The sequence below is a fragment of the Escherichia sp. R1 genome (assembly GCF_003000935.1).
GTDB classification, from domain to species: domain Bacteria; phylum Pseudomonadota; class Gammaproteobacteria; order Enterobacterales; family Enterobacteriaceae; genus Escherichia; species Escherichia coli.
Window position 1 is genome coordinate 137,474 of sequence record NZ_PSRU01000007.1, and the last position, 24,803, is coordinate 162,276.

22 protein-coding genes are annotated in these 24,803 nt (G+C 50.2%); 8 read left to right on the plus strand and 14 right to left on the minus strand.

Features of this window, described 5'->3' with window-relative positions; translation table 11 throughout:
- The first annotated feature begins 10 nt into the window (after positions 1–10).
- Together C4F37_RS10845 and actP are read left to right on the plus strand one after the other, a co-directional pair.
- Complete coding sequence (locus C4F37_RS10845; protein ID WP_001296646.1) at positions 11–325, plus strand: DUF485 domain-containing protein; 315 nt, start codon at positions 11–13, stop codon at positions 323–325.
- On the plus strand, positions 322–1,971 hold the full coding sequence (gene actP / locus C4F37_RS10850; protein WP_000832548.1) for a cation/acetate symporter ActP: 1,650 nt from the start codon (positions 322–324) through the stop codon (positions 1,969–1,971). The genes C4F37_RS10845 and actP overlap by 4 nt, the downstream gene beginning before the upstream one ends.
- Before the next feature lie 38 nt (positions 1,972–2,009).
- Here the strand turns inward: actP and C4F37_RS10855 are convergent, their stop codons facing one another.
- A complete protein-coding gene (locus C4F37_RS10855) occupies positions 2,010–2,699 on the minus strand; it encodes an LrgB family protein (protein ID WP_001540436.1) in 690 nt (229 codons plus the stop codon).
- Positions 2,692–3,102: a CidA/LrgA family protein gene (locus C4F37_RS10860; RefSeq protein ID WP_001143718.1), complete on the minus strand. Its 411-nt coding sequence runs from the start codon at positions 3,100–3,102 to the stop codon at positions 2,692–2,694. Before C4F37_RS10860 ends, C4F37_RS10855 begins: the two co-directional genes overlap by 8 nt.
- Positions 3,103–3,205: 103 nt before the next feature.
- Here C4F37_RS10860 and C4F37_RS10865 point away from each other — a divergent pair, with 103 nt between their 5' ends.
- Complete coding sequence (locus tag C4F37_RS10865; protein ID WP_000354953.1) at positions 3,206–4,090, plus strand: LysR family transcriptional regulator; 885 nt, start codon at positions 3,206–3,208, stop codon at positions 4,088–4,090.
- Positions 4,091–4,125: 35 nt separating this feature from the next.
- Here the strand turns inward: C4F37_RS10865 and C4F37_RS10870 are convergent, their stop codons facing one another.
- From C4F37_RS10870 to soxR, 3 genes are all read right to left on the minus strand, one after another.
- The gene (locus C4F37_RS10870) at positions 4,126–5,775 is read right to left on the minus strand and encodes a Na+/H+ antiporter (protein WP_000402206.1); all 1,650 of its coding nucleotides are present in this window, start codon (positions 5,773–5,775) and stop codon (positions 4,126–4,128) included.
- 150 nt (positions 5,776–5,925) lie between these two features.
- Positions 5,926–7,275 (minus strand): guanine/hypoxanthine transporter GhxP, encoded by a 1,350-nt coding sequence (ghxP, locus tag C4F37_RS10875; RefSeq protein WP_000106892.1) that lies wholly within the window; start codon positions 7,273–7,275, stop codon positions 5,926–5,928.
- Between the two features lie 545 nt (positions 7,276–7,820).
- Entirely contained in the window at positions 7,821–8,285 is a 465-nt protein-coding gene (gene soxR, locus C4F37_RS10895) for a redox-sensitive transcriptional activator SoxR (RefSeq protein WP_000412431.1), read from the minus strand.
- An 85-nt stretch (positions 8,286–8,370) separates the two neighbouring features.
- Here soxR and soxS point away from each other — a divergent pair, with 85 nt between their 5' ends.
- Positions 8,371–8,694 carry a superoxide response transcriptional regulator SoxS gene (gene soxS, locus C4F37_RS10900; RefSeq protein WP_000019358.1) on the plus strand — a complete coding sequence of 108 codons (324 nt, stop codon included), beginning with the start codon at positions 8,371–8,373 and terminating at the stop codon, positions 8,692–8,694.
- 35 nt (positions 8,695–8,729) lie between these two features.
- On the opposite strand, the gene pdeC is transcribed toward soxS, so the two are convergent.
- Complete coding sequence (pdeC, locus tag C4F37_RS10905) at positions 8,730–10,283, minus strand: c-di-GMP phosphodiesterase PdeC (protein ID WP_001540433.1); 1,554 nt, start codon at positions 10,281–10,283, stop codon at positions 8,730–8,732.
- Between the two features lie 428 nt (positions 10,284–10,711).
- Here pdeC and C4F37_RS10915 point away from each other — a divergent pair, with 428 nt between their 5' ends.
- Complete coding sequence (locus tag C4F37_RS10915) at positions 10,712–10,993, plus strand: YjcB family protein (RefSeq protein WP_001296643.1); 282 nt, start codon at positions 10,712–10,714, stop codon at positions 10,991–10,993.
- A gap of 98 nt (positions 10,994–11,091) precedes the next feature.
- Here the strand turns inward: C4F37_RS10915 and ssb1 are convergent, their stop codons facing one another.
- Complete coding sequence (gene ssb1 / locus C4F37_RS10920; RefSeq protein ID WP_000168305.1) at positions 11,092–11,628, minus strand: single-stranded DNA-binding protein SSB1; 537 nt, start codon at positions 11,626–11,628, stop codon at positions 11,092–11,094.
- A gap of 254 nt (positions 11,629–11,882) precedes the next feature.
- On the opposite strand from ssb1, the gene uvrA reads away from it, so the two are divergent.
- Positions 11,883–14,705 (plus strand): excinuclease ABC subunit UvrA, encoded by a 2,823-nt coding sequence (gene uvrA / locus C4F37_RS10925; RefSeq protein ID WP_001774120.1) that lies wholly within the window; start codon positions 11,883–11,885, stop codon positions 14,703–14,705.
- Between the two features lie 208 nt (positions 14,706–14,913).
- Here the strand turns inward: uvrA and C4F37_RS10930 are convergent, their stop codons facing one another.
- From C4F37_RS10930 to aphA, 3 genes are all read right to left on the minus strand, one after another.
- Complete coding sequence (locus C4F37_RS10930; RefSeq protein WP_000155657.1) at positions 14,914–15,270, minus strand: MmcQ/YjbR family DNA-binding protein; 357 nt, start codon at positions 15,268–15,270, stop codon at positions 14,914–14,916.
- Positions 15,271–15,273: 3 nt separating this feature from the next.
- Positions 15,274–15,690, minus strand: a complete 417-nt coding sequence (locus tag C4F37_RS10935; RefSeq protein WP_000270369.1) for a secondary thiamine-phosphate synthase enzyme YjbQ — start codon at positions 15,688–15,690, stop codon at positions 15,274–15,276.
- Positions 15,691–15,800: 110 nt separating this feature from the next.
- Positions 15,801–16,514: an acid phosphatase AphA gene (aphA, locus tag C4F37_RS10940; RefSeq protein WP_001226933.1), complete on the minus strand. Its 714-nt coding sequence runs from the start codon at positions 16,512–16,514 to the stop codon at positions 15,801–15,803.
- Positions 16,515–16,790: 276 nt separating this feature from the next.
- Here aphA and C4F37_RS10945 point away from each other — a divergent pair, with 276 nt between their 5' ends.
- Both C4F37_RS10945 and C4F37_RS10950 read left to right on the plus strand, forming a co-directional pair.
- The gene (locus tag C4F37_RS10945; protein ID WP_001540429.1) at positions 16,791–18,611 is read left to right on the plus strand and encodes an ATP-binding protein; all 1,821 of its coding nucleotides are present in this window, start codon (positions 16,791–16,793) and stop codon (positions 18,609–18,611) included.
- Positions 18,604–19,962 (plus strand): sigma-54-dependent transcriptional regulator, encoded by a 1,359-nt coding sequence (locus C4F37_RS10950; protein WP_001060859.1) that lies wholly within the window; start codon positions 18,604–18,606, stop codon positions 19,960–19,962. The genes C4F37_RS10945 and C4F37_RS10950 overlap by 8 nt, the downstream gene beginning before the upstream one ends.
- On the opposite strand, the gene C4F37_RS10955 is transcribed toward C4F37_RS10950, so the two are convergent.
- The 4 genes from C4F37_RS10955 to sucC form a co-directional block, all read right to left on the minus strand.
- Complete coding sequence (locus C4F37_RS10955) at positions 19,951–21,024, minus strand: Ldh family oxidoreductase (RefSeq protein WP_001298283.1); 1,074 nt, start codon at positions 21,022–21,024, stop codon at positions 19,951–19,953. The two genes, C4F37_RS10950 and C4F37_RS10955, sit on opposite strands and share 12 nt — an antisense overlap.
- 11 nt (positions 21,025–21,035) lie before the next feature.
- Entirely contained in the window at positions 21,036–22,535 is a 1,500-nt protein-coding gene (locus tag C4F37_RS10960; RefSeq protein WP_001298277.1) for a DASS family sodium-coupled anion symporter, read from the minus strand.
- Between the two features lie 211 nt (positions 22,536–22,746).
- Positions 22,747–23,619, minus strand: coding sequence for a succinate--CoA ligase subunit alpha (gene sucD, locus C4F37_RS10965; RefSeq protein ID WP_000114648.1), 873 nt, complete (start codon positions 23,617–23,619; stop codon positions 22,747–22,749).
- 12 nt (positions 23,620–23,631) lie between these two features.
- Complete coding sequence (gene sucC, locus C4F37_RS10970; RefSeq protein WP_001048629.1) at positions 23,632–24,801, minus strand: ADP-forming succinate--CoA ligase subunit beta; 1,170 nt, start codon at positions 24,799–24,801, stop codon at positions 23,632–23,634.
- Positions 24,802–24,803 lie beyond the last annotated feature (2 nt).

A 24,803-nucleotide genomic window follows, 5' to 3' on the forward strand; every position in this document is an offset into this window, starting at 1 on the left:
AGAATCTGTGATGAATGGTACGATTTATCAGCGGATAGAAGACAATGCGCATTTCAGGGAGTTAGTCGAAAAACGGCAACGGTTTGCCACCATCCTGTCGATTATTATGCTGGCAGTTTATATCGGCTTTATTTTACTGATCGCCTTCGCGCCCGGCTGGCTGGGCACCCCGCTGAATCCGAACACCAGCGTCACACGCGGTATTCCAGTCGGTGTCGGGGTAATTGTGATCTCCTTTGTCCTCACTGGTATCTACATCTGGCGGGCGAACGGCGAATTCGACCGTCTTAATAACGAAGTCCTGCATGAGGTACAAGCATCATGAAAAGAGTTCTGACGGCGCTTGCCGCCACACTCCCTTTCGCAGCTAACGCCGCGGATGCTATTAGCGGGGCCGTAGAGCGTCAGCCAACGAACTGGCAGGCTATTATTATGTTCCTGATTTTCGTTGTGTTTACGCTCGGCATTACCTACTGGGCGTCAAAACGCGTACGTTCGCGTAATGACTACTACACCGCAGGCGGCAATATCACCGGTTTTCAGAACGGGCTGGCGATTGCCGGGGACTATATGTCCGCCGCCTCATTCTTGGGGATCTCCGCGCTGGTGTTTACCTCCGGCTATGACGGCTTAATTTATTCGCTGGGCTTCCTGGTGGGCTGGCCGATCATTCTGTTCCTGATTGCCGAACGTCTGCGTAACCTCGGTCGCTACACCTTTGCCGATGTGGCCTCTTACCGTCTGAAACAAGGGCCGATTCGTATTCTTTCGGCCTGTGGTTCTCTGGTGGTGGTGGCGCTTTACCTTATCGCCCAGATGGTGGGCGCAGGTAAACTGATCGAGCTGCTGTTTGGCCTTAACTATCACATTGCGGTAGTGCTGGTCGGCGTGCTGATGATGATGTACGTCCTGTTCGGCGGCATGCTGGCGACCACCTGGGTACAAATTATTAAAGCCGTGCTGTTGCTGTTCGGTGCCAGCTTTATGGCCTTTATGGTGATGAAACACGTCGGCTTTAGCTTCAACAATCTGTTCAGCGAAGCGATGGCGGTACACCCGAAAGGTGTCGACATCATGAAGCCGGGCGGGCTGGTGAAAGATCCTATCTCCGCGCTCTCTTTGGGGCTAGGACTGATGTTTGGTACGGCGGGCTTGCCGCATATTCTGATGCGCTTCTTTACGGTCAGCGATGCCCGCGAAGCACGTAAGAGCGTGTTCTACGCCACCGGATTTATGGGCTACTTCTACATCCTGACCTTTATTATCGGCTTTGGCGCGATCATGCTGGTCGGTGCGAATCCGGAATATAAAGACGCGGCGGGCCATCTGATTGGTGGTAACAACATGGCAGCAGTTCACCTGGCCAATGCGGTGGGCGGCAACCTGTTCCTCGGCTTTATTTCAGCGGTTGCTTTCGCCACCATTCTTGCGGTGGTTGCGGGTCTGACGCTGGCGGGCGCATCGGCGGTGTCTCACGACCTGTACGCTAACGTCTTCAAAAAAGGTGCGACCGAACGTGAAGAGCTGCGGGTATCGAAAATCACCGTACTGATCCTCGGTGTGATTGCCATTATCCTCGGCGTGCTGTTTGAGAATCAGAACATCGCCTTTATGGTGGGGCTGGCGTTTGCCATCGCGGCGAGCTGTAACTTCCCGATCATTCTGCTTTCCATGTACTGGTCGAAACTGACTACCCGTGGCGCAATGCTGGGCGGCTGGTTAGGACTGATTACTGCGGTGGTGCTGATGATCCTCGGCCCGACTATTTGGGTACAGATCCTCGGTCACGAAAAAGCCATCTTCCCGTATGAATACCCGGCGCTGTTCTCTATCAGCGTGGCATTCCTCGGTATCTGGTTCTTCTCAGCAACGGATAATTCAGCGGAAGGTGCGCGCGAGCGTGAACTGTTCCGTGCGCAGTTTATCCGCTCCCAGACTGGCTTTGGCGTTGAGCAAGGCCGCGCGCATTAATCTCTCCCCTTCCCCGGTCGCTTGATCGGGGAATTTCTTCAGAACATCATCCTGGCCACCAGCGGCGAAACCAATACCATCAATACACCTGAAAGCATCATGACCAGGCTTGCAACTACGCCTTCTTGTTGACCCAGTTCATACGACCGCGCAGTCCCGGCACCATGAGATGCCGCGCCGAATCCAGCACCTTTCGCCATCCCTTCGCGAATAGAGAGACGTAAAAACAACATGTCGCCAATCGCCATGCCAAACACACCGGTGACCACCACAAACAGCGCCACCAGATCAGGCTGTCCGCCGAGCGACTGGCTCGCTGCCAAAGCAAATGGCGTAGTGACCGAACGCACCGCCAGGCTACGCTGGATCTCATCTGGCAGGGTAAACAATCGCGCCAGCCACACTGAGCTGGTCACTGCCACCACCGTTGCCGTCAGTACGCCTGCCGTCAACGACATCCAGTGACGCTTAATGATCGCCCGATTGTCATACACTGGTACCGCAAAGGCGATGGTGGCCGGACCTAATAGCCATAGTAACCAGTGCGCTTCGCCAATATAGTTTTGCCAGGAAATATTGCCAAAAACCAGCAGCATAACCAGTAGCGTAGGCGTCAGCACCAGAGGCATCAATGGCAATTTACGAAAGCGGCGATAAAGGCGTTTGTTAAGAAAATAGATAACTAGCGTAATTGCCAGACAGAGCATACTTAGCTGAAAATTAGCCACGGTTTAACCTGCGCATTTCATAGCGATAGACTTTTTCCACTACCCAGGCAGTCGTGCCCAGCACCATCACCGTACTCAGCGCGATCACAGCAAAAATACGCCAGCCATCCACCAGTAATAGTTGTGCATAGTTCACCACAGCCACCACGGCAGGGACAAAAAACAGCAACATTTCGGCCAATAGCCAACGCGCCCCGGCTCGAACCCATTGCAGAGGAAGAATGCGACAAACAATCAGCGCCAGCATCAGGATCATCCCCACCAGGTTGGCAGGCAGCGGCAAATGCAGCCAGGAGACGAGATACTGCGCAAAAATAAATAAACCTGCATACAGCACAACCTGAAAAAATACCTGGATAGATTGCACTACGGCAGGGGTAATGCGGCGAAGCGCCACGGGCATGAGAGGATATCCTGAAAATAAAACAGAATGGTAAGTATAGAGAGCGCTCGCCCCTGACTGAAATGAATTAAAATCATTGCAGGTATAGTCAAAGGGAATAGTTATGGATATCAGAACGCTGCGTTATTTTGTCGAAGTCGTGCGCCAGCAAAGCTTCACCCGCGCAGCGGAGAAGTTGTTTGTCACCCAACCAACTATCAGCAAGATGCTGAAGAATCTCGAAGATGAGCTGAACTGTATATTGTTGATCCGCGATGGTCGTCGGCTGCTTCTCACTGATACTGGTCGCGTCGTATTTGAGCGCGGGCTGGCTTTACTGGCTGAGTTTCGGCAACTGGAAGCTGAGCTTAGCGATATCAATCAGCTTAAAACCGGCGTTTTGCGGCTGGGAATCCCGCCGATGGTTGGGATGTTGATGGCCGGGCCGATTGGCCTTTTTCGCCAGCGTTACCCCGGCGTAGAATTGAAAATTTCGGAGTTTGGTGGTCTGACGGTACAACAAGCGGTGATGAACGGTGAACTGGATATGGCACTGACAGCCCTGCCAGTAGAAGAAAGCGGCCTGACAACGTTATCGCTGTTTAGTCATCCACTATGTGTACTGACGCCACATTCAGGTAAATGGCTTGAATGTGATGCCGTCTCACCGGAGACATTGGCGGAACATCCTCTACTTATCTATAACGAAGATTTTGCCTTAAGTAAGCAATTGATGAAGTTATTCGATGAACATGGCGTTAAGCCGAGAATTGCAGTTCGCAGCGGGCAATGGGATTTTCTCGCCGCGATGGTTCAGGCCGGTGTCGGAATAGCCATATTGCCGGAACCCATTTGCCAGCGATTAGATAAAAACACCTTAAAATGGCTACCGCTGGAAAGCGAACTAAGCTGGAAATTAGGAATGATTTGGCGTGAGGGCGTTTACCTTTCCCACTCTGCCCACGCGTGGCTGAGCTGTTGTGAAGGATACTGGTTAACGCCAGAGTAAGTCGGGTTGGCGGGCTCGCCCGCCAACCATGCAGATTACTGATTTTCCTCAATCAGCAACGCTTCAAGCAAATCGAGATCGTGCAGTAATTTTTGCAGCGTTTCGTTACTGATCTCCCGCGTGGCGCGCAGGTGGTACAGTTCAGCACGTTCAGAACGCAATGCCGCCAGACGGAAGCGACGCTCCAGGTTCTCTTCCAGGATTGAACTTTCTACATCATTACGTCCATCGGCGCGACGACGCAGGTTACCAATGACGCGAGAACTAACCTCTGTGAGCAGCTGGTTATCGATATTCTCTTCGGTATCCGCCGCCAAACGCTCCTCCATTTTCTGGATCGCCACAATCGCCACTTCTGCCGTTGCCGCTCGTGCAATACGTTCCTCTTTCAATTGTTGCGAATGGTCCGCGACTTCTATGTGTTGTAGCAGAATAGGCAACATCACCACGCCGACAAACAACGAGAAGAGAATGACGCCAGCCGCCAGGAACACCAGCTCATAGCGCGCCGGGAAGACGTTACCATCCGGCAAGAGCAGCGGGATAGAGAGCACACCAGCCAGAGTGATCGCCCCACGCACCCCGGCGAAAGACGCGATCAGGATTTCTCGTGTGGTCCACGAACCAAACTCCATCGGCTTCTTCTTCAGGAAGCGGTTGCTGAACTTTTTCATCGTCCACAGCCAGCCGAAACGGACCAGCATCAGCGCCGCATAAATCAGAATGATATCGGTAAACAGCATCCAGATTTCGACGTTAGGGTCGATTTCTGCCGCCATCAGCGACGTCTCCAGAATACCCGGCAGCTGCAGACCTAACAGCAGGAATACCATGCCGTTAAAGACAAATTCCAGCATCGCCCAGGTACTGTTTGCGCGCAGGCGCATTGCCAGCGGCGCACGGCGCATCACACCGGAGCGGGTGATGGTCATCCCGGCGGCAACCGCAGCGAGGATGCCGGAAACGCCAATATGTTCGGCAATCAGATAAGAAGCGAATGGCAGCAGGAACAGCAGGACGATCTGCGTCGCGGGTTCATCACCGCCCCAGCGGCTGAGGAATCGCAGCGAGCGACCGTACAGCCAGCTCACCACAAAACCGGCGAGAATACCGCCAATGGCTACTTTCATAAATTCGACCGTCGCACCGCCGACGGTGAAGATCATCGTCCCCATCGCCACTGCTACGGCAAACTTCAACGACACCAGGCCGGAGGCGTCATTCATCAACGCTTCGCCCTGCAAAATGCCCATGATTTTTTTCGGGATGCGCCCTTCGCCAACAATCCCCGAGAGCGCCACAGCATCGGTCGGAGAAAGCACCGCCGCCAGCGCAAAGGCGGGGATCAGCGGAATGCCCGGCACCACCCAGTAAATAAGAAAGCCAATGCCGACCACGGTGACCACCACCAGCGCCAGCGCGAGACCGAAAATCTCTCGTCCATGTTCGAGAAATTCACGGGTCGGCGTTTTCCAGCCATCAGCGAACAGCAACGGCGGGATAAACAAGACTAAAAAGAGTTCAGGATCAAACTCCACATGCAAACCAAACGTCGGCCACGCCAGTAGCGCACCGATGGCGATTTGCATAAGCGGAAGCGGGATCTGAAAGGGCATGACACGAGTGACCACCCCGGACAGCGAGACCACGAGGGTCATTATCAGTATGGTGAAGAAGATTTCCATGCGTTCCCTGTTTGCGATGTTTTTTATGATCTGAGAAAGGCGTTATGCCTGAATTCTCATTTTTTCAGAATATCGCAAAAGCTCACACAATGTGCGGAGAAAATAAAAACGGGCAGCCATTGCCACCCGTTTTCAGAATCCTATGTAAGATTAGATAGCCCAGCCACCCGCATAGAAGGTCACCAGCGCCACGGCAATAACGACCGTACCGATGTTCAACTTGCGCCATTCGCCGGAAACCAGACGACCAATCACCAGAGTCGCGAAGCCAATCATGATGCCTGTTACGATGTTACAGGTCAGCACGATGAATACCGCCGTAACCAGACCCGCCATCGCATCAACAAAATCAGCAAAGTCGATTTTCGCCACGTTGCTCAGCATCAGCAGGCCAACGTACATCAGCGCCGGAGCCGTTGCGTACCCCGGAACGAGGTAAGAGAGCGGAGAGAGGAACAGAATCAGCAGGAACAGCACGCCAACGGTGATAGCCGTCAAACCGGTTTTACCGCCCGCCGCCGTACCCGCCGCAGACTCGATGTATACCGCTGCCGGAGCTGCACCCACGAGGCCAGAAAAAACGCTGCTCATGGAGTCGGTGGTCAGTGCTTTCCCGCCGTCGATGATCTGCCCATCTTTATCCAGCAGGTTCGCCTGACCGGCGACGGCACGGATAGTTCCGGTGGCATCAAATACTGCCGTCATCACCAGTGCCAGAACACTTGGCAGGACTACAGGATTCAGCGCACCCATAATGTCCAGGCTGCCTATCAGTGAATTGCCGTTTTCATCGCTCAATGAAGGCATGGCGAAAACGCCGGAGAAATGGACGTTAGGATCGAAGATCAAACCGACAATTGAGATACCGATAATGGTCAGCAGAATGCCACCAGGGACTTTCAGTTTTTCCAGGCCGATAATCACTGCCAGCCCCACCAACGACATCATCACCGGAAAGGTCGTGAAATCCCCCAGCGCGACGGGCAGACCATCAAGTGGGTTTTTAATCACCAGACCGACACCATTAGCAGCAATCAGCAGCAGGAACAGACCGATACCAATCCCCGTGCCGTGCGCCACACCGTGCGGCAAGTTGCGCAAAATCCAGCTACGGATACCCGTGGCAGAAATTACCGTAAACAGCACACCCATCAGGAACACGGCACCCAGCGCGACAGGTACGCTAATATGTTGCCCCAGCACCAGACTGAATGCGGTAAACGCCGTCAGAGAGATGGCGCAACCAATCGCCAACGGCAGATTAGCCCACAGACCCATCACGATAGAACCGAGTCCGGCAACCAGACAGGTTGCAACGAAAACTGCCGCAGGCGGGAAGCCCGCTTTACCCAACATGCCTGGAACGACGATAACCGAGTAGACCATCGCCAGAAACGTTGTTAACCCGGCAACCACTTCCTGACGGACAGTGCTTCCACGTTGTGAAATTTTAAACCAGGCGTCGAGTGAACCGCCGGTACGCGCTGATGGCGTAGACATAAGAAAACATCCCCTGAGAGTTTAATTTTCGTCAAGATGCGTGGCGGACAATCCCCTGCCAGCGAAACGTTATCTTCCTGCTCCAGGTTTGCGACAATTTGCTGCGTCGCAAAAAAAGCAAACGTTTAGCTCCGCGCATACAAAACGGGTGGTAAAAAAGCAAACGATTATCCGGCGATCATAGCGGCTTTTTCAACCGAAGTTTGCTGCTTTTTTCTCTTTTATTGTCTTGACGATGAAAAACCAGGCAATTGATGCGCAAACGTTATCGTCGATGCGCAAGATTGCAGCGTTATCGAGCCGTATACCGTTCAGGATTGCGATAAAAAATCGTCTGAGATGACAAAAATATTGCGGCTAAAAAGTGTACTTTTACACTGGCGAAGAAACGCCGGTAACATACAATTAAAGCATCAACACCAACCGGAACCTCCACCACGTGCTCGAATGAGGTGTGTTGACGTCGGGGGAAACCCTCCTGTGTACCAGCGGGATAGAGAGAAAGACAAAGACCGGAAAACAAACTAAAGCGCCCTTGTGGCGCTTTAGTTTTGTTCATCTTCCAGTAAGCGTGCGCCGGTACCTTCTTCTCCTAATCGGTCGCCCGGGTTACGCAACGGGCAATCACTGCGCGAAAGGCAGCCACAACCAATACATCCATCCAGTTCGTCACGCAGCGCCACTAAGGTATGAATGCGCCGATCCAACTCTTCTCGCCATTGGGACGAAAGCTGTTTCCACTCTTTCGCACTTAACGTATGCCCTTCTGGCAACACGCCAAACGCTTCACGAATGGTTGCGAGCGGAATGCCAATACGCTGAGCAATTTTGATAATTGCGACATATCGCAACACATCACGTTTATATCGCCGCTGATTGCCGCTATTACGGATACTGGTAATCAACCCTTTGCTTTCATAGAAATGCAGCGCCGATACCGCCACACCGCTGCGTTTCGCCACTTCGCCGGGGGTTAGCAGCGCTTTAATGCGGGGTAATTTCTTTTCCATAAATCGCTTTACCTCAAGTTAACTTGAGGAATTATACTCCCCAACAGATGAATTAACGAACTGAACACTGAAAAGAGGCAGATTTATGTCCCATCAGAAAATTATTCAGGATCTTATCGCATGGATTGACGAGCATATTGACCAGCCGCTTAACATTGATGTCGTCGCAAAAAAATCTGGCTATTCAAAGTGGTACTTGCAACGGATGTTCCGCACGGTGACGCATCAGACGCTTGGCGATTACATTCGCCAGCGCCGTCTGTTACTGGCCGCCGTTGAGTTGCGCACCACCGAGCGTCCGATTTTTGATATCGCAATGGACCTGGGTTATGTCTCTCAGCAGACCTTCTCCCGCGTTTTCCGTCGGCAGTTTGATCGCACTCCCAGCGATTATCGCCACCGCCTGTAGTTTTATTGCCCGCGCGTTAACTCCCGCGCGGGTAATTACCCCATCCATTGCATAAACACCTGCGGCGGCATCGCCTTCGCAAAAAACCATCCCTGGCAATAGCGCACGCCGCGTTTGCGCAGCCAGTTAACCTGCGCCTCAGTTTCGACACCTTCAGCGATCGTTTTTAACCCCAGGCTGTGCGCCAGCTCGATGATGTGTTCCGCAATCAAATGACTGGTTTTGTGGGTGGTCAGCGTCTCAACAAACGATTTATCGATTTTCAAAATATCGACATTCAATGATTTAAGGTTATGCAAGTTAGAGTAGCCAATACCAAAATCATCAATTGCCACTTCGTAACCGGCCTTGCGGAAAGCCAGAATAATCGGCGTCATTTTGTCGACATCAAGAAATGCATGTTCAGTCACTTCAAATTTAATTTGCTGCGGGCGCACCGCATGTTGCTCTGTTTTCTGATTGGTTCGCGCTATCAACCGTGAGGTATGAAAATCGGAGGCTGACAGGTTAATAGAAACATAGCGATCGGTATGTGTTGCCAGATACGCGCCCAAATCACGGAAGACATTATCAATAACATAATCAGTTACCTGTCCGATCATCCCCTCCTTTTCTGCCAGCGGAATAAACTCTGCCGGATTCATTACTTGCCCCTGCTCACCAGGCCAACGTAACAACGCTTCAGCGCCGATACATTTTTCTGTTTTGATATCGATTATTGGCTGGTAATAAAGGCAAAGTTGATTTTTTTCGAGGGCGCGTTGCAATTTGCGTTTGGGAGACAAATAGTTTTGTCGAATACGTAGCCAGAGTAATAGCAGAACAAGACTCCCCAAAATACCGGCGGGCAACGCAAAAATAAGATAATTATAAAAATGAGTTATAAGACGTTGATATGAAGTCGCAACAATGGCTGCAATTGGGCGTTTTGTCGAATAAACTGTCGCATATAAATAGCCATTTCGTTGTACGGTTAAATCATTCAAATGAATCAGCGGAGAAAACGTTGCTGCCGAGGCCTCGTTGCTTAACGAGAAAAAGGTTTTCGTCACCGTATCATACACTCCCCATTGCAATGTCGGATCATCAGACATCACTTCACTCCAGAAGAGAGGGTTGATAACCGCCACATAATTTCCCCGCTGCATGTAGGTCATTTTATAGCCAGAGAAAAAAGGCGTATCACGGTAATAATAGATAGAAACGTTAGGTTCGCGCTTATAATCGGCCGGTGCAATCGTATAGCCATTTACAGACGCTATCAGCGATGAGCATAAAAAATGGTTATCACGAGCATAAATCAATTCATTAATATAAAGATAGCCACGAATAATATTCAACATTCGCTTTTGATGGGCTGGAGTGCAAACTTGCCCCTGATAGCGTTCAGCTGCATCGCTCACTAAATCTGCCTGACGAATGACCAGCTCAGATTTATCCAACGCCAGCTGAGCAAAAGTTCGGAGCTGATTATTCACTTCTGATTTTGCCCAAAAGAAGGCAATCCATAGCGACAGAATGATGGGAAAGAGAACTAAAAAGATAATGCCCGGAAACGCCAGTAATTGGTGTCGTGCACGATGACTCATTGCTATCAATTCCCTGCCTGTTTATACCCGGTTATTGCAAGGTGAAACCCTGGCTACCGACGTCTTTAGATAAATCTTACGGTATAAATAGCACTTTTGCCTGATATAAAATTGAGACCTTTTTAATCGTCACCAGGATGACGATAATTCATTGATCTTAAAAATTAATCACCTTCAGGAATGCATAGGCGGCGGGAAGATATACCCTTAATGCCGCTGAAAAAACACATAATCTGTACGGCAATAAAAGTCACGGCCTAATCTGGCTAACAAACAACCAATTGTGATATAGTTCACAAAATTCATGAAACAAACAGAGTGTTTCATTTTTGTGTTCTGCAAGCCCCGCGATAGCCAGAGTGTATCACGCCTCCCGTGAACAACGCCGCGCTGTCCAGGGCATCAGCTCTTTTCCGAGGAATTGTTTGATGGCTACCCTCACCACTGGCGTGGTTCTTCTTCGCTGGCAACTTCTTAGTGCCGTAATGATGTTTCTGGCTAGCACGCTCAACATCCGTTTTCGTCGGGCTGATTATGTCGGGCTTGCAGTGATCAGCAGCGGTCTGGGCGTAGTTTCCGCCTGCTGGTTCGCAATGGGGTTGCTTGGCATCACAATGGCGGATATCACCGCCATCTGGCACAACATCGAGTCGGTGATGATAGAAGAGATGAATCAGACACCGCCACAATGGCCAATGATTTTGACTTGATATGTAGAAGCCTCCATAACGGAGGCTTCTTTTTTATGGCTGGCAGATGCTTTAATCATCCACCTTAAAACAATATAACCTATTGTTTTAATGACAAATCAGAACGGAATATCGTCATCAAAGTCCATCGGCGGCTCGTTAGACGGCGCTGCCGGAGCGGACTGCTGCGGGCGAGACTGCGCGCCGCCGCTGAACTGATTGCCACCCTGCGGCTGCTGAGGCTGACCCCAACCGCCCTGCGGCTGACCACCACCGATATTGCCACCTGCAGGAGCGCCACCACCCTGACGACCACCCAACATCTGCATGGTGCCGCCAACGTTCACCACGACTTCTGTGGTATAGCGATCCTGACCGGATTGATCGGTCCATTTGCGGGTACGCAGCTGGCCTTCGATATAAACCTGAGAACCTTTACGCAGATATTCGCTGGCCACTTCTGCCAGTTTGCCGAACAGCACAACGCGGTGCCATTCAGTCTGCTCTTTCATCTCGCCGGTCGCTTTATCACGCCAGGATTCGGAAGTAGCCAGCGTAATGTTGGCAACTGCGCCACCATTTGGCATGTAGCGTACTTCCGGGTCCTGACCCAGATTACCAACGAGAATAACCTTGTTTACGCCTCTGCTGGCCATGTTCGTGTCTCCTGAAAAAAAATCGTTCTGAATAAGTGTAAACGCGCGATTGTACCATTACCAATAGCGCTTTTACTATGTTGTGACCTCGGTTCCGGGAAACAAACCTGGCCAGACATTGTTACACAACACTCCGGGTAATGCATTCCAATACTGTATATTCATTCAGGTCAATTTGTGTCATAATTAACCGTTTGTGATCGCCGGTAGCACCATGCCACCGGGCAAAAAAGCGTTTAATCCGGGAAAGGTGAATGGATAAGATCGAAGTTCGGGGCGCCCGCACCCATAATCTCAAAAACATCAACCTCGTTATCCCCCGCGACAAGCTTATTGTCGTGACCGGGCTTTCGGGTTCTGGCAAATCCTCGCTCGCTTTCGACACCTTATATGCCGAAGGGCAGCGCCGTTACGTTGAATCCCTTTCCGCCTACGCGCGGCAGTTTCTGTCACTGATGGAGAAGCCGGACGTCGACCATATTGAAGGGCTTTCTCCTGCCATCTCAATTGAGCAGAAATCGACGTCTCATAACCCGCGCTCTACGGTGGGGACAATCACCGAAATCCACGACTATTTGCGTCTGCTGTACGCTCGCGTTGGTGAGCCACGCTGCCCGGACCACGATGTACCGCTGGCGGCGCAAACCGTCAGTCAGATGGTGGATAACGTGTTGTCCCAGCCGGAAGGCAAGCGTCTGATGCTGCTCGCGCCAATCATTAAAGAGCGCAAAGGCGAACACACCAAAACGCTGGAGAACCTGGCAAGCCAAGGTTACATCCGTGCTCGTATTGATGGCGAAGTCTGCGATCTTTCCGATCCGCCGAAACTGGAATTGCAAAAGAAACATACCATTGAAGTGGTGGTTGATCGCTTCAAAGTGCGTGACGATCTTACCCAACGTCTTGCCGAGTCGTTTGAAACCGCGCTGGAGCTTTCCGGTGGTACCGCGGTAGTGGCGGATATGGACGACCCGAAAGCGGAAGAGCTGCTGTTCTCCGCCAACTTTGCCTGCCCGATTTGCGGTTACAGTATGCGCGAGCTGGAACCTCGCCTGTTTTCATTTAACAACCCGGCGGGAGCCTGCCCGACCTGTGACGGTCTTGGCGTACAGCAATATTTCGATCCTGACCGCGTGATCCAGAATCCGGAATTGTCGCTGGCTGGCGGTGCGATCCGTGGCTGGGATCGCCGCAACTTCTATTATTTCCAGATGCTGAAATCGCTGGCAGATCACTATAAGTTCGACGTCGAAGCGCCGTGGGGCAGCCTGAGCACGAACGTGCATAAAGTGGTGTTGTACGGTTCTGGCAAAGAAAATATTGAATTCAAATACATGAACGATCGTGGCGATACCTCCATTCGTCGTCATCCGTTCGAAGGCGTGCTGCACAATATGGAGCGCCGTTATAAAGAGACGGAATCCAGTGCGGTACGTGAAGAATTAGCCAAGTTTATCAGCAATCGTCCGTGCGCCAGCTGCGAAGGAACCCGTCTGCGTCGGGAAGCACGCCACGTGTATGTCGAGAATACGCCGCTGCCCGCCATCTCCGACATGAGCATCGGTCATGCGATGGAATTCTTCAACAATCTCAAACTCGCAGGTCAGCGGGCGAAGATTGCAGAAAAAATCCTTAAAGAGATCGGCGATCGTCTGAAATTCCTCGTTAACGTCGGCCTGAATTACCTGACACTTTCCCGCTCGGCAGAGACACTTTCCGGCGGTGAAGCCCAGCGTATTCGTCTGGCGAGCCAGATTGGTGCAGGCCTGGTTGGCGTGATGTACGTGCTGGATGAGCCGTCTATCGGCCTGCACCAGCGCGATAACGAGCGCCTGTTGGGTACGCTTATCCATCTGCGCGATCTCGGTAATACCGTGATTGTGGTGGAGCACGACGAAGACGCGATTCGCGCCGCTGATCATGTGATCGATATCGGTCCGGGTGCGGGTGTTCACGGCGGTGAAGTGGTCGCGGAAGGTCCACTGGAAGCGATTATGGCGGTGCCTGAGTCGTTGACCGGGCAGTACATGAGCGGTAAACGCAAGATTGAGGTGCCGAAGAAGCGCGTTCCGGCAAATCCGGAAAAAGTGCTGAAGCTGACAGGCGCACGCGGCAACAACCTGAAAGACGTGACGCTGACGCTGCCGGTGGGTCTGTTTACTTGCATCACAGGGGTTTCAGGTTCCGGTAAATCGACGCTGATTAACGACACACTGTTCCCGATTGCCCAACGCCAGTTGAATGGTGCGACCATCGCCGAACCGGCACCGTATCGCGATATTCAGGGACTGGAGCATTTCGATAAAGTGATCGATATCGACCAAAGCCCAATTGGTCGTACTCCGCGTTCTAACCCGGCGACCTATACCGGCGTGTTTACACCTGTGCGCGAACTGTTTGCGGGCGTACCGGAATCCCGTGCGCGCGGCTATACGCCAGGACGTTTCAGCTTTAACGTCCGTGGCGGACGCTGCGAGGCCTGTCAGGGCGACGGCGTGATCAAAGTGGAGATGCACTTCCTGCCGGACATTTACGTACCGTGCGACCAGTGCAAAGGCAAACGCTATAACCGTGAAACGCTGGAGATTAAGTACAAAGGCAAAACCATCCACGAAGTGCTGGATATGACCATCGAAGAGGCGCGTGAGTTCTTTGATGCGGTGCCAGCTCTGGCGCGTAAGCTGCAAACGCTGATGGATGTTGGCCTGACGTACATTCGCCTCGGGCAGTCCGCAACCACACTTTCTGGTGGTGAAGCCCAGCGCGTGAAGCTGGCGCGTGAGCTGTCAAAACGCGGCACCGGGCATACGCTGTATATTCTCGACGAGCCGACCACCGGTCTGCACTTCGCCGATATTCAGCAACTGCTCGACGTACTGCATAAACTGCGCGATCAGGGCAATACCATTGTGGTAATTGAGCACAATCTCGACGTGATCAAAACCGCTGACTGGATTGTCGACCTGGGACCGGAAGGCGGCAGTGGGGGCGGCGAAATCCTCGTCTCCGGTACGCCAGAAACCGTCGCAGAGTGCGAAGCTTCGCATACGGCGCGCTTCCTCAAGCCGATGCTGTAATCGTTAAGGCCGCTTTCAGAGCGGCCTCAGATTATTGACAAAGTGCGCTTTGTTCTTGCCGGATGCGGCATGAACGCCTTATCCGGCCTACAAAAACATGCAATTTCAATATATTGCAGAGATTACGTAGGCCTGATAAAGCGTAGCGCATCAGGCAATTTTGCGTTTGTCATCATTCTCAGGCCGCTTTCTGAACGGTCTTTTCCTTTCAGAGTTGCACCAGCAATTTACGTTTTTCTTCCGGCAGCAAATTCACCGCCTGCTGATAAGACGCATCCACCAGATAATAGATTTGCGAATCCGGCAGCGAACCGTCGAGATACACGGTGCTCCAGTGCGCTTTATTCAGATGGCGGCTTGGACGCACATCGCTGTGCTGCTGACGTAGCAGCTCCGCCAGCTCCGGGCTGGTTTTCAGCGAAACAGCTGGGCGATTTTCTACTTCTTTCACCATCGCAAACAGCACATCTTCCACTTTGATCTGCGTCGCTTTCCAGTCGTTATGCACGCTCTGTTCTGCGCCTGGTTTTGCCATGCAATATTGTAGCAACTCCGAAATGGTCATTTTTTACTCCCCTTGAAGTGTCGCGATGATGCGACGCGATCCGCCGTGGATGCGATGTTCCCCCAGCCAGATGCCTTGCCAGGTACCGGTCTGAATACGCCCTTTATGCACCGGCAATACAAGCGATGTTCCCAGCATTGAGGATTTGATATGAGAAGGCATATCGTCTGCTCCCTCATAGTCATGCTCATAATTTCCGTTATCGGGAACGGCGCGGAGGAAAAAACGCTCCATGTCGTGGCGTACGGTGGGATCGCAGTTCTCATTAAGTGTCAGAGAGGCGGAGGTATGTTGCAGCAACAGATGCAGTAAGCCGATGTTAACGCGCGGCATATCAGCCAGCTGATTCAGAATTTCATCCGTTACCAGATGAAACCCACGAGATTTGGCGCTAAGCGTGAGCGTCTTTTGATACCACATGTGCTGCTCCTTGATAAAACTCTCTTAATCAGTTTGCAGCAAGACAGCGAAAGGATAAAGGTGTGATTAAAAAAACAGCATTCGGGAGAGTATTACGCTCTCCCGCTCTGTCAGTATTCTGAATTGACGATCACCTCTTCACCAAACGCACCCGCTTGTGGCAAGGGTTTGTAGGTAGAGTTGGAGGCGCGCAGAATGCGGATACCACGAGCGCCGACATCGCGTGCGGCGGTAATATCGTTATCGGAATCACCATAAAAAATTCGGATATTTTTATCCTGCAGCCATTGCGATTTTGTATTTTGCCCTGGTTTATCGCCCGCAAAGATCACCGGATTCATGTTGGTGGCAGGAATATGAAAATTATCCGCCAGCGTTTTTGAAACCGTTTCTGTTTTGGTCGGGCTACGACCAGTCACAAAGAAGATCGCGTCACCGCGGCGTACATGCATATCAATCAGCTGGCGAGCGACCTCTTTTGGAATGCTGAATTCATCCCAGCCATTGTTCATTTTTTCCCAGAACACAGGATTTTTCAGATAATCTTCGCTTTCTGGCGAGAAGGTTTTTTTGCCGCGCCAGAAACCCGGACTGGAAAAAAGTACCGTATCATCGATATCAAACCCCACCGCCATTGGCGGACGTCCTGCGAGGCTATTTTCAATTTGTGCAACCGAAACCCAATGAATTGGCGCCTGTTCAGCGAGTTTGGCTACGTTAGTACCCGGATTAAGCGGTGAAGGAGATGAGGCCAGGGCAACAGCGGAACTGTTTAGAGCGAACAATAAGCAAACGGCACTCAATGCCTGTGTGATCTTGCGCATATTTTTCCCTAAATAGTCAGTAAGTTGAAACTTATTATTGTGCGTTTGTTGAAAAAACCATCTGACCATAACGCCAACCGCGGGGGAAAGGAAGGATTATCTGCGGATTTGTCACATAAAAAGAGCATGATCACATTTGGAATACCTGTGCGATAAACCACACATTGCCACGGTTATTCTGCTTACACATTCACACAATGGCACTCTTTTGGTTCTCGCAAACATTGTTCAGGGAATATACTGATGATAAATATAAATGCATTCAATGGATGATGAATGAAAATATCGTGGAATTATATATTTAAGAACAAATGGCGATTTCACATTACAAGCATTTCACTTTTTCTTATCATGCTCGCGGTTTCAATCGCTTTTTTGCACTTGCGTTTTAATACCTTGTCCGGTACCGATAAAATGCGGCTTGAAATGTATAAGTCCACATTATATTCCACCATCGAGCAATTTTATGTTTTACCCTATATGCTCTCAACAGACCATATCATCCGTCAGGCGGTAATTACGCCTGACGATATGACGTCCAGCGAACTCAATCAACGAATTGCACATTTCAATACTCAACTCAAAACCGCAGCAATATTTATTCTGGATACCCAAGGTAAGGCCATCGCTTCTAGCAACTGGCAGGACCCCGGCAGCTATGTAGGGCAAAATTATAGCTATCGCCCCTATTATAAACACGCCATGTCTGGCTTAAATGGACGCTTTTACGGTATTGGTAGCACTACGAATACACCGGGATTCTTCCTCTCTACAAGTATAAAAGATAAAGGAAAAATTGTCGGTGTTGTAGTAGTAAAAATAAGTCTTAATGAAATTGAAAAAGCATGGGCCGAAGGTCCTGAAAATATTATCGTGAATGATGAACATGGGATTATATTTTTAAGTTCAAAATCGCCATGGCGAATGCGAACACTGCAACCGTTACCTGTTCAGGCAAAACAAAAACTACAATCTACCCGCCAATATAGTCTCGACAATCTTTTACCGGCGGATTATTATCCCTGTTATACCGTGAGCAATTTTACTTTCCTGAAAGATAAAAAAGAACAACTCTGTTTATTCCCGCAATATTATACGCAACAAATAGCCATTCCAGAATTTAACTGGAAAATGACAATTATGGTCCCCTTAGATAACCTGTACTGGTCATGGGCTATTTTGTTAGTCATTACACTAATTATTTACCTGCTGTTTTTGTTATTTATTAAATACTGGAGAATGCGATCTCATGCACAACAATTATTAACACTTGCGAATGAAACATTAGAAAAACAGGTTAAAGAGCGTACATCTGCCCTGGAATTGATCAATCAAAAATTAATACAGGAGATAAAAGAGCGCAGTCAAGCTGAACAAGTATTACAAATTACGCGTAGTGAACTGGCAGAGTCCAGCAAACTGGCGGCGCTTGGACAGATGGCAACCGAAATTGCCCATGAACAAAATCAACCGTTAGCCGCCATTCACGCACTTACTGATAACGCGCGTACTATGCTAAAAAAAGAGATGTATCCGCAGGTTGAACAGAATCTGAAACATATTATTTCAGTGATTGAGCGGATGACGCAGCTCATTTCCGAACTTAAAGCATTTGCCTCGCGCCATCGCGTACCTAAAGGTTCTGCCGATGTCATCAAAGTGATGTATAGCGCCGTGGCGTTACTTAATCACAGCATGGAGAAAAATAACATTGAGCGACGAATAAAAGCCCCATCCATGCCGTTATTTGTCAATTGCGATGAGCTCGGTCTTGAACAGATATTCAGTAATTTAATTAGCAACGCCTTAGATTCTATGGAAGGTAGCTCTTACAAACGACTGGATATCGCCATTCGCCAGGCAAATAACAAAGTTATTATTACCATTAAAGACAGCGGTGGCGGTTTTGCACCTGAAGTTGTCGATCGCATATTTGAACCATTTTTTACCACTAAACGTAGAGGAATGGGGTTGGGACTGGCAATAGTCAGCGAAATTGTCCGAAATTCGAACGGCGCACTCCACGCCAGTAATCATCCTGAAGGCGGCGCAGTAATGACATTAACCTGGCCTGAATGGGGAGAAGAACATGAATAATAAATCCAGTGAAATTACTATAGTTTATATTGAGGATAGTGACGATGTACGTTTTGCCTGTGAACAAACGCTCACGCTGGCTGGTTATCGTGTTATTTCCTGTTGCGATGCAGAACACAGTATTCCCCTTATTCAAAGTCAGGCCAACATTATTATACTGACCGATGTCAGGTTACCTGGAATATCAGGACTAGAGCTCCTCAGTTACATCAACGAAATGGATAGCAAAATTCCGGTTATTTTAATTACCGGACACGGTGACGTGGAAATGGCGGTGGATGCCATGCGTAATGGTGCATTCGATTTCATTGAGAAACCAAGTAGCTCAGATAAATTATTGAGTATTATTGCCAGAGCGGTAGAAAAACGGCGATTGGTTTTAGAAAATCAGCAATTACTGGCGAATCTGCAACAGGAAAATGGCCCGGTGCTGATTGGTCGTAGTCCGCAGATGCAACAACTGCGTAAAATGATCCTTAATGTCGCAGATACCGGTGCCGATGTCCTTATTTATGGTGAAACAGGTTGTGGTAAAGAAGTCGTCGCCAGAATGCTGCATCACTGGAGTACCCGCCGTCAGGGGCAGTTTGTTGCCTTAAACTGTGCAGGCTTACCAGAAACGTTGTTTGAAAGCGAAATATTTGGTCATGAGGCGGGCGCATTTACCGGTGCGGTTAAAAAGCGTATTGGAAAAATTGAACATGCAAATGGTGGTACGTTATTTCTCGATGAAATAGAGGGAATGCCATCAGGAATGCAGGTAAAACTGCTACGTGTATTGCAGGAAAGAACCATTGAACGATTAGGTGCCAATCAATTAATTCCGGTGAATTGCCGTGTTATTGCAGCGACCAAGGAAGATTTACTGCGTCGCAGCGAAGAACATCTGTTTCGTCTCGATCTCTATTATCGTCTGAATGTGGTTAGCCTGAATATTCCACCTCTACGCCAGCGACGAGAAGATATCCCTGAACTGTTTTACTGGTTCGCCAGTCAGGCGGCACAAAAATATAATCGTCCTCTGCCTGATATTTCTCCCATGTTACTGGCCTGGTTGCAGTCACAAAGTTGGCCTGGCAATGTACGTGAACTTAAACACAATGCAGAGCGTTTTGTTCTCGGTTTACTGACCCACCACCAGCCAGTGCCAATGACTCAGCAAGAAGAGAGTGGTCTTACCGCCTGCATTGATGCTTTCGAGAAAAAGTTAATCGAAGATATGCTGCGACAAACGGAAGGCCAGGTCAGTTTGACAGCGCGGCTATTACAGCTGCCGCGCAAGACTTTATATGACAAACTCAACAAACATCAGATTCAACCGCAAGTTTATCGACCAGAATCATCCAGCTAATGCTGATTCCTGAGGATGTAACCCCAAATCGATACCTTTGCGGGCGTAATGTTCAACTACCCAGGACCAGAATGATACCGGGATCGTAATCATCTTCGCATTGCGTTCCCGGTTGGCAGCTTCTGGCATACCGGGGTAAATCACCGGATTGCCGCCAGGTTGAGGCTGCGTAGCTAACAGATAATCCGCAAAGAACTGCCCTTTCTCCCCTGCCAGATCGGTGAATTGATCAGGATCGATAATCAACGCAAAAAGATGATTATGCGCAGATCCATCCGTCTGATGATCTTCGGCGATCGTGTCACCACCAGATAAGATCCCCGCCATCATTTCAATCATCAGTGCCAGGCCAAATCCTTTATGCTCACCAAATGGCAGTAACGCCCCTGGAGGATTGCTGAATAACACCCCAGGATCATTGCTTGGATTCCCCTGTGCATCAATCAATTGTCCCGGCGCGGCCTGCTTCCCGGTGGACGACATTACCCGTGCTTTATTTAGCGCCATGCTACTGGTGGCAAAATCAACCAGAATCGGCGGACGCCCATCACTGAACGGCCAGGCAAAGCAGAAAGGGTTAGTGGTCATACGCGGTTCCGCACCGCCCCACGGGGCGACCAGTGCAGGACGCCCGGTGACGTTACTCATGGCCAGCATCGCCAGGCCTTGATCAGCAACCATTTGCCCGTAATGCCCCATACGCCCTAAATGATGCGCATGGCACAACGTTAACAGGCAAAAACCGCGGTGTTTTGCTTGTTCGATGGCAGCATTTACCGCCACTTTTCCGGCGTGTTGACCAAAGCCATTGTGGGCATGAAAACGTTGTAAATTACCTTCACTTGTTAAGCATTCCGGGCGGGCATTCGCGGTTACATCGCCACGAGCGATATTTTCCAGATATTTCGGTAGCAGCGTGACGCCGTGGCTGGCAAAGCCATAACGTTCCGCTTCAATCATATGTTCCGCCACATCCTGAGCGATATCGGCATCACAGCCATTAAGTTCCAGCAGCCCGGCAGCTAACCAACGCACTTTTTCAACAGTAATTTGTAATGACATCGTTGGTTTCCTCACATTAGACCTAAAATTTTCCACCAGGTGGCGGCAAACAGTAGCAACAACAGGTAGCCGATTACCGTCAGGTACAGTCCCACACGGGTAAACTGGCGTGGCGTGAAGGTATCCGTACCCATACACACCATATTTTGTGGCGCGTTAATCGGCAGGATGAAGCCAAAACTGACACTGAAGGCGAGCAGAATGGTCATGCCGACCGGGTTAACGCCGAGTTCTGGCGGCAGACTGCTTAACAGGCTAATCAGGATGGGCAGCAATGCGGCAGTTAGCGCAGTGGCACTGGCAAACCCCAGGTGAATAATTATCAAGAAAGCGGCGAGAATCGCGAAGATGGCTAATGATGGCAAGCCATCGAGACCAAAACCTTTCACCACATAGTTCGCCATCCATGAAGCTGCCTGCGTATCAAGCAGCGTGGACCCCAGGCTGATACCAATACCAAACATAAGCAACGTGCCCCACTGCACACGTTTTTCGACCTCTTTCCAGCTCATTACACCGATGCCTGGCAGCAACATAATCGCCAGTCCGGCAAGGGTGACAGAGGTGGTATCAATACTGTGTAATTTTCCGCCAGTAGACCAAAAGAGCAGTAACAATAGCGAAATACCGATCAAACGTTTTTCTTTACCAGTGGTTGGCCCTAACTCTGCAAGTGCTTTTTTAATGGCCTCGCTCCCCCCTTCAACAGCTTCCGTTTCTGGCGGCAACAATTTACGTGCGAGGAAATAGAGGATCGCCGACATGGTGAGGCTCCAGGGCGCGCCCGCTAACAGCCAGTCAAGCCAGCTGACAGAATGCCCGGCGCCGAAAGTTTTATTGATAAAACCGATAGAAAGCAGGTTTTGCGCCGCCGAAGTTTGAATACCAACGTTCCAGATACTGGTCGCCTGGGCGATAACAATCATCATTGACGCCGCTAAACGTGAATGTTTATCCACCTTAAATGCCGCAATGACCCCCATCATAATCGGCACCACGCAAGCCGTACGGGCAGTGGCACTGGGTACGACCAGGCTCAGGACGATGGTCACCACAATGGCACCGATAATAATGCTGCGGCTGCTGGCACCTATTTTCGACATAGTAAACAGCGCAATGCGTTTATCCAGCCCGGTAATGGTCATTGCCGCCGCGATAAACATTGCTGCTGCCACCAGCGCCAGAGCAGAATTAGAAAAACCCGACAGAGTCATTTTCAGCGCTTTCGCGGTGCCAAGGATCGTGTCCGGGTGATTCATATCCGGGGCAAAACCAACCATAAAGATAATCAGTGCGGAAATAACAATTGCACTGGCGGTGTAATCCATCGCTTCGCTGATCCAGACAATAATGGCAAACACCAGAATGGCGATCATATTTTGTCCAGCGACGGGCAAGGTATCGCCCAGAGGCAGAAGAGTAATAATAATTCCGGCAATGATCGCCAACCACAGGCCGGGATTAGGGATAATTCGACGCTTTTGTGGTGCGCCATGTGATATTGATGACATATTCACCTCATTGTGAAAAATAAAAAACCTGCCTGGCTATTGCAGGAGCTATGCCATCTTTAATTTTTTAATAATGCTTTGTTATTTAATGATTTTATTATTTATTCTTTTTATTTTGTGCGCGGTTTTCCGCACAGTAAATAAAAGGTGATTCTCTTACCACACAGATAAAAAAAGGGAGCGATATGCTCCCTTGATATTCATTTATGGATTACTTAATAACATTCCATAACGTTTCGCCAAGCAACGCCGGGTTTCTTGTCCATGCCATGCCTGCTTTATCGAACGCACGGAATTTATCCTCTGCACTGCCGCTACCGCCAGAAATAATGGCTCCGGCGTGCCCCATGCGTTTTCCTTTTGGTGCAGTAACACCGGCAATATAACCTACGACCGGTTTATTCATTTCATGGCGAATAAATTCCGCGGCCCGTTCTTCCGCATTACCACCAATTTCACCGATCATAATTACCGCGTCTGTTTGCGGATCATTTTCGAATAAACGCAGCGCATCAATAAAGTTAGTCCCCGGAACCGGATCGCCGCCAATACCAATACAGGTGGATTGCCCAAGTCCCAGCGCCGTGGTTTGCGCTACAGCTTCGTAGGTTAATGTACCGGAGCGGGAAACAATCCCAATACGCCCTGGGCGGTGGATTTCACCAGGCATAATCCCGATTTTGCACTCCCCCGGCGTGATAACTCCTGGGCAGTTTGGCCCAATCAGCCGCACATCCGGGTGGCAGTCAAGCAGCCGACGAACTTTCACCATATCCAGTGTCGGTACACCTTCAGTGATCACCACAACCAATTTGACGCCAGCTTCAATAGCCTCAACAACAGAATCCAGCACAAACGGTGCAGGCACATAAATCACGCTGGCATCAGCCTCAGTTTGTCGCATCGCTTCTTTCATTGAATCAAAAACCGGGCGATCCAGATGCCGTTGCCCGCCCTTACCTGGCGTCACTCCACCCACAATCTGCGTGCCATACGCAATAGCCTGCTCTGTATGAAATGTGCCGTTTTTGCCGGTAATGCCCTGCACCAGTACCCGCGTGTGTTTGTTGATCAAAACGCTCATCTTAACCTCCTGTTAATTCAGTAACGCAATGATGCGTTTAGCGGCATCATCCAGAGAATTGACGGCTTCCACCGTCAGGCCACTTTCTGCCAGTAACCGCTGCCCTTCGGCAGCGTTATTACCGGAGAGACGCACCACGACAGGCAGGGTGATACGGGCCTCATTCAGAGCATGAATAATGGCTCTGGCGATCATGTCGCAACGGACAATCCCACCAAAAATATTAACCAGAATGGCTTTCACTTTGCTGTCGGAAACAATCAGCCGAAAGGCTTCACTGACGCGCTCCTGGGTTGCGCCACCGCCAACATCCAGGAAGTTTGCGGGTTGTTCACCGTATAGCTTGATGATGTCCATGGTTGCCATAGCCAGCCCTGCACCATTGACCATGCAGCCGATATTTCCGTCCAGCGAGACATAATTAAGATCAAGCTTCGCTGCCTGGCTTTCGCGTGGATCTTCCTGGGTTTCATCACGTAGCACCTGGAGTTCCGGGTGACGATACAGCGCGTTATCATCCAGCGATACTTTCGCGTCTGCACACATAAATTCGCCCGTTTCCCGCAACACCAGAGGGTTAATTTCCAGCAGGGCGAAATCCAGTTCGTTAAAGGCTTTCCACGCCTGATTAACCAGGCGACTAAAGGTAGCAAATAGCCCGTGTTCCAGTTGCAGAACAGCAAACATTTCGCGGATATGGCAAGGCTGCACGCCTGTCAGTGGATCAATGCTGACACTGCTGATTTTCTCCGGTGTCTCATGGGCGACTTTTTCAATTTCCACACCACCTTCCGGGCTGACAATAAACGTGACCCGCTGGCTTTCACGATCCACCACCATGCCAAAATAGAGTTCCTGGCGTACCGGATAGATGTTTTCGCACAGCAAAATACTGCTAACATACTGCCCTTCTGGCCCGGTCTGATAAGTCACCAGTTGCGATCCCAACATTTGCTGTACAAAAGCCTGTGCTTCCGGCAGCTGCTTAAGCACTTTTACGCCGCCAGCTTTACCGCGCCCACCAGCATGTACCTGCGCTTTAAGTACCGCGCCTTTACTCGGGCAAGCAATATGTTGCCAGGCATCTGCCAGTTGCGAAATCTGTTGGATGGCTATCTCTTTTGGACACGGCATCCCCATGCCAGCCAGTAACGATTTGGCCTGATACTCATGTAAATTCATAT